The organism is Actinobaculum sp. 352 (genome assembly GCF_003957265.1).
Classification (GTDB): domain Bacteria; phylum Actinomycetota; class Actinomycetes; order Actinomycetales; family Actinomycetaceae; genus Asp313.
On the sequence record NZ_RQSN01000012.1, the window covers coordinates 1 to 14167 of the forward strand.

Below are 14167 nucleotides of genomic sequence, written 5' to 3' on the forward strand. Positions count from 1 at the left end.
CGAATCCGCTCAGCATCCTCGCTGGTGGTTCCCGGCCTGGCGCCCATGTCGACCTCGGCCTTCTTCACCCAGGTACGCAGCGCCTCCGGATGGACGCCCAGCTCATCAGCGATCCTGCGGATCGCCCCCTTAGACCTCTCCGGGTCCCGACGGGCCTCCACAGCCATCCTGGTAGCCCGCTCCCGCAACTCCTCCGGATACTTCCTTGATGCACTCATGACAGTAATCCTTCCGTGTAATCACTACCTCCATCAAACCCGGGACGATTCAGTTGGGAAGTCATGTACTCTCTCCCTTTATCGGTAGTGGGATTGGGGTGTGGTTTCATGGTTCTGGACAGCTGGCATTTGCGTTTACGCGCGGCTCCTTTTCTGCCTGTTGTCGTGGATGAGTGCGGTTGTTACCACTAGGATTGCGGCTAGATGAATGAAGGCTAGGCTGTCGTTTGTGAGCCACTGACGCGGTGAATCTGCGCGCCGTCTGCCGTTGTACATTTCTTCGAATGCCGAAATGCGAGTATTCACCCTTGTGGACAGTTCTGTACGTATGTCTTCATTGCCGCGGCTGGGGCTTTGGGGGATGGGCTGCTCGCGCATCCAGGCAAAGTAGTTCGAAAGCTGTGTCCCGTCCATGTCCGTATAGTCGATGATGCGTCCGTTCTCCATGAAGGAAGCCCCGTAGCCGCTGTCGTCTGCGGGTAACGCCTCTGGGTTGTTGTTGGCCCATTCGCTGTATGCCTGTCCGTATAGATCCCAGATCTGTGTCTCTAGGTCACTTTTGTTTGGTGTTTCGGTGTTGCCTGTGGTGGCGTGGTTGAGTGTGACGAAGAGGGGGACGTAGCGCATGACTGTGTTCTCGACGTTGGTTTCTGTTTGTCCGTCCATCGCTCGATGTAAGTCTCTCAGGTAGGTGGTGTTGGTGGCTTGGGTGAAGTGTTGGAGGGAGGGGGTTCTGCCGTTGGTTGTGTTGGTGTCGTAGGCGAGGTCGGTGAAGAAGCCGGGATATTCGTCAACACGACCAATCAGTTGATTCTTGAGAGTATAGGTGGGCAGCAGTGTGAAGCTGTGTTCTGAGCGGCCGATGTAGGTGAGGTCGTCGGGTGCACCGCCTGCATGGTTCATCATGTCTGCGATGTGGCTGGCGTATGGGTGGAGGATGTTTCCGGTGTGGGTTCTGAGGTTGCGGTTGGTGTAGCCGTAGGGGGTTTGGTTTTTGCCGGGGCCGATGGTGATGGTGGGTCCGTAGTTGTGGGCGAGGCCGTCGCAGTAGGCCTGGAGGTAGTCGCGGATGATGGTGTAGGAGTCGGGGGCTTGGGTGTTGCGGGTGGTTTGGGTGATGATGAGGCCGAGCTGGTTGCCGTGGTCGGGGTAGGGGATGATGTGGTCGGGTGTGGTGGTGGGCAGGGCGTTGGTAAGGCCGGGTGTGGGGTTTGTGGTGCTGCCGGGGGTGTAGCGGTGGGCGACGAGGTATTCGATGGTGCGGAGTTGTTTGGTTGCGGGGTAGGTGCGGTTGGGGTGGGTGATGGTGATCAGGCTGTAGCTTGCCAGGAAGTGGCGGGTGGCGGCGGTGTTATCGGCGGTGATTTGTGTGGCGGCGGTGGTGTTGGTGGTGTGTGGTGGTGTGGCGGGTTCGTCGGCGAGGTTGAGGAGGGCGTAGATGGGGTCGCCGGTGGTGGGGTCGGTGAGGAAGTGGCCGGGGTCGTAGGCTTGGCGTGTGGTCTGGAGGGTGGTGTGGTCCCAGAGGAGGAGGTGGGTGGCGGTGGAGTCGAGGGTGGGGGAGATGGGTTCGTTGGGGCCGGGGATGGTGGTGGCGTCGGTGGTGGTGTAGGTGGTTCCGGTCAGGAAGATGGGGCCGATGTGTAGGTAGGGGTTGGTGGTGGCTGCGGCGGTGAGGGCGGAGCCGATCCATTCGTATCCGTAGGTGGGGGTTCCTTTGGTCCAGGGGATGATGCTCTGGTGGTCTTCTGCGTCGGTTAAGGAGGCGTATGGTTTGTCTTTGAGGTAGACGGTGGTGCCGACGGTGCGGACTTGTTCAGCGGTGTGGGCTTGGTGGTCGGTGAGGGGCTGGCCGTTGATGGTGATGGTGTCGTGGTCGTGCTGCCAGGCGGTAAGGGCGGGATCGGCGGTGTTGGTGCCGCCGGTGGCCAGGGTGATGATGGTTCCGATACCGGCGTTGAGTTCACTGCCACAGGTCCAGGAGGCCTTGGTGTGTTGCAGGGTGGTGACGAGTTGGTCGATAGTGACGTGGCTGGTCAGGGCGTTGGCGAAGTAGTGGTTGGAGAACAGGGCACCGTACTGCGTGACGAAGGCCTGTACCTCGGCCTGGTCGACGTCGTCGTCGGTGAAGAAACCTGCCGCGTCCTTGGCTAACCGGTCAGCCTCCTGCCACGAGGACACACTCCCGTCCACCAGACCCGTACACGCAGCAGAGGACCGACCAGACAACCCCACCCCACCCACACACACCACACCCACACAAACCACCACCACCGCCACCACAACAAACACACCCCAAAAACGAAACAGTGACACGGAAGTTTTCATCTTGGCCTTTCAACGGAAACGGTTCTCTAGTGCTGAATTGGGGCTCTTCGCGGCAGCCCGCGGGGCAGACAAGGACGAGTGGGATTCATTGCTGGTTCACCTGCGATTCGACGCGCTGTCGATGTTCGACTTTGCTGTGGTTGCTTCGCCGTCGATGATATTCGCAGCACTACTGCTGTTACCGACGACGTCCGGCAAAGGCATTTGAGCTGCCCAGTCGGAGAAATACTGCTGCTCCGAGGCGCTCATGTCCGTATAGTCTTTTATCCTGCCATCTTCCATAAAGTGAAGGGAGGCAGGACTTGCTGCTGCCTCCTCCAATAGGTCAGGCTGAGTATTGAGATAGTCTGCATAGCAGTTGAGGTAGCGATCCTCCATGAGGCTCGTAGTCAGCGAGTCGCTGTTATCGCGTACCTCGGCGACGATGTACTCACTATTCGATTCAGGTAGCAGGCTGTCTATGAGTTCTTGCGGTCCTCCATTTGAAGGTATATCGAGCACGTCCATCCCTGGACCGACCTTACTGAAGGAAAAATAGCCAGCGCCATCAAGAATCAGACCCTTGATAGCGTTATTGACGGAATCCGATGACCTAGCGAGTTGGATATCATCGGCGTATTCCGCGCGTTCAATGACAACGAAACCAGTGGTGTATTGGGCGAGAACATTGTGAACACCGGCGCTGCCGGGCCAACCATTCATAGCCGCAGTCAGGTCTCGCTGGCAGAACATGTCATTGGCCTCTGCCAAAGTGGCAAGCGATGGCATTCTGCCGTTGGACGTATCTGTGTCGAAGCTCAGGTCGGCGAAGAGTCCAGGAGAGTCCGTATTTCCCATGGCAATCAACTGATTGCGGAGTTCTGCTGTCAATTGCAGCTTGTACCCGTCATCGCTCTCAAGAACGATCTCGCCTCCGTCCCTACCATTCGGATCATTGAGTTCTCGGCTGATGTCATCCATATAGGGTGCGAGTATCTCCCCTCCGTGAGCGCGAAGACCGCGATTGGCGTAGCCGAAGGTGTCCTGCCCGGCAGCGTCACCGATCCAGCCTGCGGGTTGGTAGTCGGCGGCAAGCCCGTCGCAGTAGCCCTGAAGATAATGATGAATGATGGCATACGAGTCTGGATTATCCAGATCTCGTGTCGATTCGTAGATGACGTTTCCAAGGAGATCCCCCTGATCGGGGTACTCGTAAGGTGTGGCGTAGGTGGTGATCGGAATGCCTTGGTTGCCATAGTCATTGAAGGTGTCCCCTGGCACCGATCTATGCCCGACAAGGTACTCGGTGGTTCCCAAGGGTCTCCGTGAGCCGTCGCCGTCATCAATGGAGATGAGACTGTCACTGGCCAAGAACTTCTGATTGGAGGCGATACGGTTGTGGTTAACTTCTTCCAGTGCGGCTGGATCCGCTGTTCCGCCAGTGGGTTCATCCATCAGGTTCAGCAGGGCGTATACTCCGTCGCCAGACTGCGCCTCGCCCAGGAAACCGCCCGGGTCAAGCCCGTGCTTGTCGGTTTCCAAGGAGCTGTTATCCCATCTGAGCAAGTCATCGGCAACCGATATATCGCTGTCGCTTCGCCCATTGAGGAACACATCTCCAATGACCAACGACTCGTTCTCGCCTGCGGCGGCGAAAGCGGAGCCAATCCACTCGTATCCATAAGACGGGTCGTGCTTCGTCCACGGCAGTAGCCCTTGATCTGCCTCTGCCGCTGACATCGACGAGTACTTGTTCCCGTCCATGTAGACGGCGTTGCCGACCCCCTTCAGTTGCCCAGCGAACTGGAGCTGTCGATAGACAAGGGTCTTGCCGTTAATGCGCAGACCGTTGGAACCTGCTTGCCAAGCTCCCAGTTCCTTGCAGGAGGTGTCAACTCCGCCTGTTGCTAGAACAATAAGTGTACCGACCCCAGCGTTGAACTCAGAAGCACCATCCCAGGAGGAGTCCACCTGCTGTAGCACGCCAATCATCTGGTCGGGCGATACGCGGGCTGCTAGCGCGTTAGCAAAGAACGGGTTATCGAAGTCATCGCCGTACTCCTCAAGAAACTCATGGAGCTCCGCTTCCGTGATGTCACCCTCTTGGAAGAAGTCCGCAGCCCGCATCGCCTCCGAATTCGCATATGTCCAGTTTGCCTCCGTGCCGAGCACATTGTCCTCAGTTCCGAAGCACGCGAGTGAGAGCCGATCCCGGTCAACAGACTCACCGTCGGCACCAATCACGCGTCCCTTCGGGACGAAGCGGTCTGCCCAGGCGGAGATCGCGGTTGTCGTGGACTGCGCCACTAGATTCAACTCTGCTAGGGCGGAGTCGTAGTTTGCGCGTGCAGTTGCCTGGTCTTCTGCACATCGGGTGTTAGCACTCTCTATAAGCGGGTTGATCGAGTCGGGATCAAGTTCATCGCTGCGGATTCGGTTGGTTCCGGGCGCGGTGAGTTCGTTGATCGCGGCTGTTCGGGCGGTGATAGCTGCGTCCCACTGCTCTTGTGCTGCCTCGATTCGACCGATAGCTGTGGAGAGTTCATCGGCGTAGTTGTTGAGAACGGGCTTGATAGCGACCTGCGCGCTCACCGCACTTTGAACTGCGGACTGCAGGGCTTGCGCCGCGCCCGCATTCGCTGTGCCAGCAGTTCCCCCCCCATCCTTCGACGGCAGCGCCCTGCCCAACTATCTGGGTCTCGCTCATCGCCCCCGCAGCGCCGTCAAAGGCAATGCCGATATCCCTGATTTTCTCGACTTTATTCGCGGGTTTTGGCAGCGCCGTCTCTGCCGGTACCGGAGACCAAGTCATGGTGAGTTCCTTTGCTTCAGAGTTAGCTGTTCATGAAGTCGAATTCGCCGCCGACTTCGAAGTTGTCGACGGCGTCTTGCTCGGCTTGGTCGTAGTTCACGATGGCAGCCTGAACGCCTGAGCCGAGTACGCCTGCAGAATCGGAGAACTCGAGGCATGCCTGTTGCATGAGGTCAGCGACGTAGTCGCATACCTCGCTGAGAGCGGCAGTCGTCTCTACGATCAGATCCGCGATATCGGGGCACGACTCGCGAATTCTCCCATACCCAGCCGCGATGTTCACAAAGGTCTGGGAATCGTTCCAGTTCTTGTTTCGGGCAATGCCTGCCAGAGCAGGATCGAATTGCAGTAGTTCGTCAGTCATGTGAGCGGGTCCCTTCTGTAGCATTAGCACCTGAGGAGGTAACACGCCACACTGTATTTGGAGATGGCTCCCAGGTCTAGCTAATCCACAGGGGAATGATACCCATGGTGTAATACGGCGATGTGTGGTATGAAGCACCTCTGCCTACCGAATGGTCCAGCGGCTCTCATGGTCGGCGGTGCGGTTCCTCGAACGGACATTCCCGGATTTGACGGAGTTTTCATGAGTCGAGTGCGGGTATCCAGGGTCGAGCCGACCAGCTTATCGGGTGCCGGTTGGTGTGGGTGTGGTGTTGGTGGGTTGTGGGTAGGGGACTTCGGTCCAGAGGGTGGGGTTGTCGCGGTCGCGTTCGTCGCGCATGTCGATGCCGGTGAGTTCGAAGTCGCCGCGGACTTGGTAGAAGAGCCAGCCTTCTCCGGACTCGCCGGTCTCCAGGCGTGGGACTCCGGCGAGGGAGTCGTCTCCGCGGTAGCGGGTAACGTTCACTTGGTAGGGTTCGTAGAGGGGGTGTCCGTTGGTGGTTCCGCGTAGGCGTTCGGCGAGGTGGAGGTAGGGGTCTGCTCGTTCTCCGGTGTTGGTGACGCGGAGTTTGATGCCGAGGAACCGGTGCCCCTCGATAGAGGGAGTTACGGGTGGGTCCGCGTTTGCAAGGTAGTCGGTGACGTCTGCCTTGTATTCTAAGATTTCCACGCTCCACTCCCCGATCTGCGTCTCCCCAGGCGTCGGCGAGGCCGTTGGCTCCGGCGTAGTCGTGATCGGCGCGTGGGTGGGGCTGGTCGTGTTACCACCGGGGGCGGGCGTGGGTGTTGCGTGGTTGCGTCCGGCGATCATGACCCCGGCGACCACCACCCCGATGACGACTAGGGCGCCGATGGCCGCCCAGGCCCAGCCTGGCAGGCCCCGCCGACGTGGGGTGGTAGCACCCCCAGTCGGGTCGGACGAATTGCTGTTCGGGGCTGGTGGTGTGGTGGTCATGGGTCTCCGCTCTCTTTGTGTGCTGTCGGTTGTCTTGTCGTTGATTGTTGCAGATCTGGTCACGATCTGCAGTTTCCGACAAGTCTTCACAGGCGCATATGACCGCGGCACGTGGTGTGACCTGCGCAAACGCGTTGGGATGTGGTTCTGGTGAGGGAGTGCGTGTCGTTATTCGTTGTAGACAGATGGCCGTTTCACCGGTAGAGTCGGCGATATCACAGCCGATTCTGTTCTGAGTAGTGGGGCGCTCACCGAGTACAACCCTAACTGGAACGTGAGGAGAGAGGACAGCATCATGGCTAGTCATGAGCAGCGAGACACATTAGCGGAGATCGCGACATTTGATCCGGAGGAAGCCCGGGATCTCGCGCGTATTTACGATAAGGTGAGTCGTGGTTTTGAGGATTTGCGGGGCACGATTGCTCGGCGGATGAATCCGGATGATTTAGGGATTCGTGGCGCGGCGGGTGAAGCGTTTCGGAGCTCAATGGACGGTATCCGGCAACGGATGGGACAGCATGCCGACGACATAGAAGCGATGAGTAAGTCGGCTGAAGTGATTGCGGATGCAGCGGAAGAGGCTCGGGCGGCGCATGAGGAGATTAGTGCGGATACGACATCGTCGGATGCGGCGTATGCGGCGCAGTCGGGGATGCTTAATGGTGTTGCGACGGTGAATCCGGATGTGACGGGGCAGTTGGACCATGCTCATCAGGCGCATGAGGCCCGGGATAGTGGGTATGAGGAGCGGGCTGGGCGGATGGTGGATTATGTGGGTGAGGAGGTGGATCGTGCGATTCGTATGCTGCCTCGCTCGGAGAAGTCCGAGCCGCGTTCTTATGTGACCTACACGCCCTCGCCGTCGTTGTCTGGTGTGGATTCGTCGGTGACGGGTCTACCGTCTGATGGTGGGGCGTCGTATGCGGCGGCGTTGGCGGAGGGCCGCCCGACAGACACGGACCCGGATGTGGACGTGTCGGATGGTGGTGGGTCTGTTGTTCCGTCGGTGGGTGCGGTTGCGGCGGGTGTGGGTGTTTCTGGGAGTTTGGCGTGGATGTTTTCGTGGTATGCGGGTGAGCGTGTGGAGGGCATGGTGGGTACTCCACAAGGCAGGATGATCCGAGCAGATTCCGCGGAGGCACGCTACTTGTATGGTCCGGGTGGAGGGGATTTGATGGACCGGGTCCGGGAAGCCGGACGCCTCTCCTTCCAAGACAACAACAACAACCCCACGGGTGGTGCTGGTGTTGCTGGGGCGGCCGGGGCTGCGGCTGGTGCGGCGGGGTTGGCCCGTGGTGCGGCATCTGGTGTGCGGTGGAGTAATGCGCAGCAGATGGGTATGCGTCCCACCCGTATCCCCTTATCAGGCCAACCCCAACAAGGCACCGGGACGCGAGGAACCGGGGCCGGGACACGAGGCACGGGTGTGCGCGGCGGGCAGGCACAACAGGCCGGTATGCGTGGCACCGGTGGTGCGCGGGGCGGACAAGCCGCTAATGGCCGTGGGGCTGGTGCGGGCGGCGTCCGGGGTGGCCAAGCCCAGGGTGACCGTGGAACCGGTGTTCGTGGTGGACAGCCTGCTGGTGGTCGTGCTGGGACTGGCCGTGGAACGGGTGTTCGCGGCGGTCAGGTGCAGCAGTCTGGTGTGCGTGGTACCGGGGGTGCGCGTGGTGCTGGTCGTAAGAAGCGGGATGAGCGGGAGCGGAAGTGGAGTCCGGAGGTTCGGTTTGCTTTGCGTGGTCGGGAGGTTCCGGATCCGCAGGAAGAGGAGCGTCGCCGGGAGGAAGCGCTTAAGCGTTTGGATGCGGTGTGGTTGAGCCGTCACGGCGCGGAGAGTGTGCGCGAGCGGCAGCGGCGTGAGGCCGAGGAGGCTACCCGTCGTGAAATGTTCTCCCGGCCCCTGCTGTACTGGCGGCCACCCCGCGAAAACGGACAACAACAATAAACTGGCCGTCCGCACCACTTGTGCGGTCACGCAGCGACTACAGCGTGGAATCCACACGTTACGCGGCTCGGATCGCTCGTGTTCCGAGCCGGGCGAGTCGCCGTAGTGGAACTCTCACGTTACACGGTTCGGATGCTACGCAGCGGAAATCTGCTCAGTGATCACGGCGTAGAACCCGTAAGCGGATGTTACGCGGTGAGGCCTCCAATGTGCGGACGGCATCGGCCGGAATCTCGGAGGAAATATCGGTGACCATGTAGCCGATTTCTCCGGACGTCGCCAAGATCTGCGTATCAACATTGGCACCGTTATCCGCGAAGATCTGGTTGACCTGTGCCAATGCTCCCGGCGTATTGCGATGAATCCAGGCCACGCGGTAGAGCGAAGACTCGTCGGGGGAGGAGTCGATATTCGGCAGGTTAACTGAAAGCTCGGTTGAGCCCTTGCGCCAGTAGGTCATGAGCTTCCCTGCCACGAAGTATCCAATGGATTCCTGAGCCTCAAGTGTGGAACCACCGATATGCGGCGTCAGGATGACATTGTCAAAACCAATCAGTGGGGAGTCGAAAGGCTCGCCGTTGGCATCCGGTTCGCTCGGGAACACGTCCACAGCCGCTCCTGCGAGATGCCCGCTTTGCAGGTGTTCGCTCAAGGCATCGATGTCGAGGACGAATCCGCGTGACAGATTGATAAGGATCGCTCCATCTCGCATCTGCTCCAGTTCATGCCGTCCGAAGAAGCCGCGATTCGATGCTCGGCCGTCAACATGGATTGAGACGATATCGGATTGATGCAGCAGTTCGTCGAGGCTACGTACGCGTTTCGCATTGCCGATGGCAAGGCGTTCGGCAATGTCGAAGAAAACGACCCGCAGCCCCAAGGCCTCCGCCAGCACCGAAAGCTGGGTTCCAATCGCGCCATAACCGACTATGCCAAGAGTCTTACCGCGTACTTCGTGTGCACCGTTCGCCGTTTTCTCCCAGCGGCGTTCGTGCAGAGCGCGGTTGCGCTCGGGGATATGACGGGTTAGTGCAATCGCCTCGGCCACCGCCAACTCAACGACGGAGCGTGTATTGGCGTAAGGCGCGTTGAAGACGGAAATTCCCCTCCGAGAAGCCTCGCCGAGATCAATCTGATTCGTGCCTATGCAGAAGGCGCCGATCGCGGTCAGCTGCGGACAGGCCTCAAGCACCTCGCGGGTCACGTTGGTCTTCGATCTAATCCCGAGCATATCGACGCCTTGCAAAGCGTCGATAAGCTCCTGACCTTGCAGGGCGCCGTTTACGCGTACGACCTCGGCATTGGCGCGTTCAAAGACCTCATTGGCCGAGCCGTGTGGGTTTTCGAGGAGAAGGATGCGTACCACTTCTTAACTATCACCGTTCTTCAAAAGACGCGCCAAATTGGCCCGGACTCTGGGACTACCCGAGAGGATAGTTCTCGGAAGCATACAACGATAGATCCCCTGCGGCATATCACGCCCTCTGAACGCAAGAGTCTGCTTGTTGTGAGCCGCTCGCATCCTCGGCTTCCGCCAGTCCTTCTGGCAGTTCCCCGGTGTGCACGATGCACAGCTTCCGAGTGGGCCGTGTCATCGCCACGTACAGATGCCCCGGCCCGTCGGCCAGAATCTCCTGCGGTTCAACAAGCACCACAACGTCGTATTCGAGTCCCTTCGCCTGCAGTGGGTCAAGGACATGGATACGGGAAGAGACCTCACTTCCGTCTCGGTCGAGACTCCATTCTGCCAACTCAGGCGCGGCGGCGAGAGCATCGCGGATGGCAGCAACACGGTGCTGCGGGGCAATAACACCGAGTGTGCCCCCCGAACCCACCTCGGCATCAAGCTCGCGGCACAGGCGCTGGACAGCGGTGACGACGGCCGTATCTCGCTCCTCCGTCGTCGCTCGTTCCGTCTCTAAACTGCCGGGTAGGTCTCGCGCCGCACGCACGTCGCGCACCGGTTTACCGGAGGCGGCGAGAGTACGTCCGGCGGCACTAAGCACTGTGGCAGGCGTTCGGTAGGAGATTGTCAGAGGCTCCTCACGAAGTCGATCACCCAAACGGCCCAGTAATTCCTTCCACCCCTCTCGTGGCGCACCCGCGGGCCGTTGATCGAGATCGCCGACAAGAGTCATCGATCGGCTCGGACAGCGGCGGAGGAGCATTTCCCACTGCATAGGGGAGAGTTCCTGCGCTTCGTCGACGACGACGTGCCCGTACGTCCACGAGCGATCCGCGGCTGCACGTTCCGCCAGCGTCTGGGTGGGCCCGGTATCGGCCATGCGTTCAGTAAGAGCCGCCTCACTGACGATTCCGCCTCCCAGGTTCATGGCGGACATTGTTTGTGCGACGTACTGGGACAACTCCGCATTACGGGCCTCGGCGGCGGCACGCTGCCGACGTTCGAAGTTGTCTTGGAACGGACCCAGATACTCGGCCATCTCGTCAAGAATTGCGATATCGGCGGCGGTGAAGCCGCTGCCTTTGGGCCGTGCGATTGCCGCCAGGTCGGATTCGCTCAACTGCGGAGCTATCGATGCGAGCAATGCCGGGTTATCCAACAGCCGTTCCAATAGTTGGGTTGGCGACGACGGCAGCCAGCGCAGGTTGATTTCGCGGCGTGCGTCAACACTTGCCGCGACGTCGCCAACAATCCACTCGTTGTCGGCCAACGACAATTCGCGCCCCTCCGCAACTTGCTGTGCGAGGAGTTCAACGAGTTGGCGAGCGTAGGTATCGCGTGCCTCGTTATGCGTGCGCCCTCCACGACGAGCGCGCCGTTGCGCGGCATCCACGTCCTGTGGAGTCAAGCGCACAGCAACGCCGTCAATCGTGAAACGCACTGTTGATGCGAGCGGTCGCTCGAGTAATTCCCGGACGGCGCGGCGGCAAATTTCTCGCCAGGCCAAGCGGCCTTTGATCTCCGCTGCTTCAGCGGAGTCGCTTGCGGTGACTCGCACGCCCGGAAGCAGCCCCTCAATTGTGGTTGAGACGACGTCTGACTCTCCGAGAGCCGGCAGGACTTGGTCGATATAGCGAAGAAACACCGGGGACGGGCCGATAACCAAAATGCCGGAGCGGGAAAGATGCTCTCGATTCGCATACAGGAGGTAAGCGGCTCGGTGCAAGGCCACGGCGGTCTTTCCGGTCCCCGGTCCACCTTGTACAACAAGGACTCCACCAAGATCGTCCCGAATGATCCTGTCTTGTTCGGCCTGAATAGTGGCGACGATATCCGTCATCTTCCCGTCGCGGGACTGACTCATAGCGGCCATCAGGGCAGCCTCGCCGGTGAGATTCAGGCCGTCGTCTGCCGAAGAGTCAGAATCCAGCAGCTCATCTTCAACGGCAGTGACTTCGCGCAGGCGCGTTAGGATGTGGCGACGTCGAATAACGTCACCTGGGTGAACCGCCGTCGCACGGTAGAACGGTTCTGCCTGTGGGGCACGCCAGTCGAGGAGGATAATGTCCTGCGCCTCATTCTTCAATCCGATGCGGCCAATATGTTCGAGGTGCCCTCCCTGCAGGTCAAGGCGCCCAAGAACGAGGCGGTTCTCGACGTTGCGCAGCCGGATGAGATTGTCCTCATAGTGCGTAGCGAAGGAGTCGCGTTCGGATAGCGCCCCGGCGCTCTCCTGGCCGGACTGGGCACGGATTTCCCGCAGGCGATCAGTATAACCGGCACGTTGCCTATCGAGCGCCGCGTAGGCGGTGTCGACATACGCCTGTTCCTCATCAAGGGCACGCTGCCGCGATGAGCCTTCTGCGTTGGTCACGGGCGACCTCCTTGAACTGGTCGTCGCAAAAGTGCGGTTATCAATTATCCGATATCTCCTGCTGTTTGGCCAACCGAGCATGGCCGATATCAGTTTCGCGCCTAGCGTAGGGTGGCCGTCGTCGGGAAGGCGGAAAGGCTGACGGCGTTCTCTTCTTTGAGGCCCGAGTTCATGCCTTCATGGACTGGGTACGTAACTGCATCGAGATCCCGGAGGTCGTGTGCCGATGGTCTCGGCGGGCTCGGGTGATTGTGCCGGTGTCACGCCGTTCCGGAATGAAGGAGCCTGTTGCTGCGCTTCGGGCTCGGGTAGGTGTACGGCTCGCAGCCGTGCGCACAACCACAGCCGTAGGTCCGCGGGGTGTCGGAGGCATGTGGCACGATGGTTTTGAAGGGCGAGACGAGAGGAAGAGCTGGCCAATGGGACATTTCATTTCATTCCCGCCGGGCACTGAGCCGGACAATATCCCCATTCTCGTAATGAGTCTGGTGGATCCGGTAACCGACGCCGGTGCCGTGCCATCTCTCGTTTCAAGCAATCTCCGGTCACTTGACGGAGACGTGGCGGCACTCTTCGATACCGATCCTCTGCTGGACTACCGTGCTCAGCGCCCAATGCTCAACTACCGTGACGGGCAACTGACAGGTCTGGTTCGTCAGCACATGACCGTGCATGTGGCCAAGGACGTTGAAGGTCGCCCATTCCTACACATGCATGGGGCAGAGCCCGACTTCAGATGGGACTCGCTGACTGCGGATATGCTTGATCTTGCCGAGCGCTTCAGTGTGCAGTCCGTCTACTCCTTCACCGCCGTGGGGGCCGCAACACCGCATACGCGACCGGCGGATATGATCGTCCGTACCAGTGACCCCGGAGTCGACCGGCCGGTGCTCAAGGCTGACTTCTGGTTCCCTTCATCTTTTGCCGACTACTTCGAATACCACGCCGGCGAGCTGGGCATCACGACGACGAATGTGGCCGTCCGCGTTCCGTTTTACCTGACCGGCAACCGCTACTCCGCCGGGGCCGCGGGCGCCCTTTCCATGGTCTCCAGTCTCTCCGGACTTCGTTTCCCGATGGGCGATCTCGAACGAGAAGCCAGCGCCGAAAACGTGGCACTGGCTGAACTAGGCAAAGAGAACGCAGAACTAGCGGTGCTCATTGGAAACCTGGAGAAAGAGCATGACGAGCACGGCGTCACGCCGGGGTTCGTGACGGCACCGGAGGCCGAACTCTCCGTGCCCTCTGTTGATGAGATCGGCCGTGCTGCGGAGCAGTTCTTGGCACAGGCAGATGCCGCCGAACAGGCTAATCGCCCGGAAATGCAATTCGATCCACAAGGCTTGATCCGCCGCATTGCGGAGTACCGGGAATCACGGTCCCAGAAGGGGAAGGGCCATTTCACCACGCCGGTCACCGAGTACACATCGGCAATGGCTTCCGAGGACGCGGCCCGTTACACCGCGCTCGCGGGCACGTCGGGACCGCAGGATGACGACGTCGTTGGCGGCGAAGAAGCAGGCGATGCCGGTGTTGAGTCGGGGTCTGATGGCGCCGGTGCGGATACCGGCAGTGTTGCCGAGAGTGAAGCCGCTCCGTCTCCGGCGCAGCAGGAAACGTCAACAGACGTTGAGCAGCCCGAACCAACGGACCAACACAAGGAATCGCGCGGCCAAGAGCAAGCAACGCCTCAATCCCAGCAGCGCCGACGTCGTTGGGGGCGTCACTCGTGGCATCGCGACGAGTGACTGCAACGACGGCGGCGGCTAG

At 60.1% G+C, this 14167-nt stretch carries 9 protein-coding genes; 2 read left to right on the forward strand and 7 right to left on the reverse strand.

Annotated elements, in window-relative coordinates; all coding sequences use genetic code 11:
• The 5 genes from EKN07_RS10795 to EKN07_RS10815 all read right to left on the reverse strand — a co-directional run.
• A partial coding sequence (locus EKN07_RS10795) for a transposase (protein ID WP_164546662.1) occupies positions 1-218 on the reverse strand: 218 nt, incomplete at its 3' end.
• 135 nt (positions 219-353) lie between these two features.
• Positions 354-2543, reverse strand: a complete 2190-nt coding sequence (locus EKN07_RS13155; RefSeq protein WP_164505490.1) for a hypothetical protein — start codon at positions 2541-2543, stop codon at positions 354-356.
• A gap of 96 nt (positions 2544-2639) precedes the next feature.
• A complete protein-coding gene (locus EKN07_RS10805) occupies positions 2640-5114 on the reverse strand; it encodes a hypothetical protein (RefSeq protein WP_126146394.1) in 2475 nt (824 codons plus the stop codon).
• A 242-nt stretch (positions 5115-5356) separates the two neighbouring features.
• Positions 5357-5698, reverse strand: a complete 342-nt coding sequence (locus EKN07_RS10810; RefSeq protein ID WP_108715836.1) for a hypothetical protein — start codon at positions 5696-5698, stop codon at positions 5357-5359.
• Positions 5699-5959: 261 nt separating this feature from the next.
• Entirely contained in the window at positions 5960-6673 is a 714-nt protein-coding gene (locus EKN07_RS10815) for a hypothetical protein (protein WP_108715835.1), read from the reverse strand.
• 295 nt (positions 6674-6968) lie between these two features.
• On the opposite strand from EKN07_RS10815, the gene EKN07_RS10820 reads away from it, so the two are divergent.
• Complete coding sequence (locus EKN07_RS10820) at positions 6969-8618, forward strand: hypothetical protein (protein WP_126146395.1); 1650 nt, start codon at positions 6969-6971, stop codon at positions 8616-8618.
• Positions 8619-8772: 154 nt separating this feature from the next.
• On the opposite strand, the gene serA is transcribed toward EKN07_RS10820, so the two are convergent.
• Entirely contained in the window at positions 8773-9984 is a 1212-nt protein-coding gene (gene serA / locus EKN07_RS10825; protein ID WP_108715833.1) for a phosphoglycerate dehydrogenase, read from the reverse strand.
• A 109-nt stretch (positions 9985-10093) separates the two neighbouring features.
• Positions 10094-12397: a UvrD-helicase domain-containing protein gene (locus EKN07_RS10830; RefSeq protein WP_241228186.1), complete on the reverse strand. Its 2304-nt coding sequence runs from the start codon at positions 12395-12397 to the stop codon at positions 10094-10096.
• Positions 12398-12816: 419 nt separating this feature from the next.
• Here EKN07_RS10830 and EKN07_RS10835 point away from each other — a divergent pair, with 419 nt between their 5' ends.
• Entirely contained in the window at positions 12817-14145 is a 1329-nt protein-coding gene (locus EKN07_RS10835) for a PAC2 family protein (RefSeq protein ID WP_164505489.1), read from the forward strand.
• The last annotated feature ends 22 nt before the right edge of the window (positions 14146-14167 follow it).

What these genes read in the sequence shown, in the direction of transcription:
- EKN07_RS13155 (WP_164505490.1), bottom strand. Translation starts at nt 2,543, where the DNA reads ATGAAAACTTCCGTGTCACTGTTTCGTTTTTGGGGTGTGTTTGTTGTG.
- EKN07_RS10810 (WP_108715836.1), bottom strand. Translation starts at nt 5,698, where the DNA reads ATGACTGACGAACTACTGCAATTCGATCCTGCTCTGGCAGGCATTGCC.
- EKN07_RS10815 (WP_108715835.1), bottom strand. Translation starts at nt 6,673, where the DNA reads ATGACCACCACACCACCAGCCCCGAACAGCAATTCGTCCGACCCGACT.
- EKN07_RS10820 (WP_126146395.1), top strand. Translation starts at nt 6,969, where the DNA reads ATGGCTAGTCATGAGCAGCGAGACACATTAGCGGAGATCGCGACATTT.
- EKN07_RS10835 (WP_164505489.1), top strand. Translation starts at nt 12,817, where the DNA reads ATGGGACATTTCATTTCATTCCCGCCGGGCACTGAGCCGGACAATATC.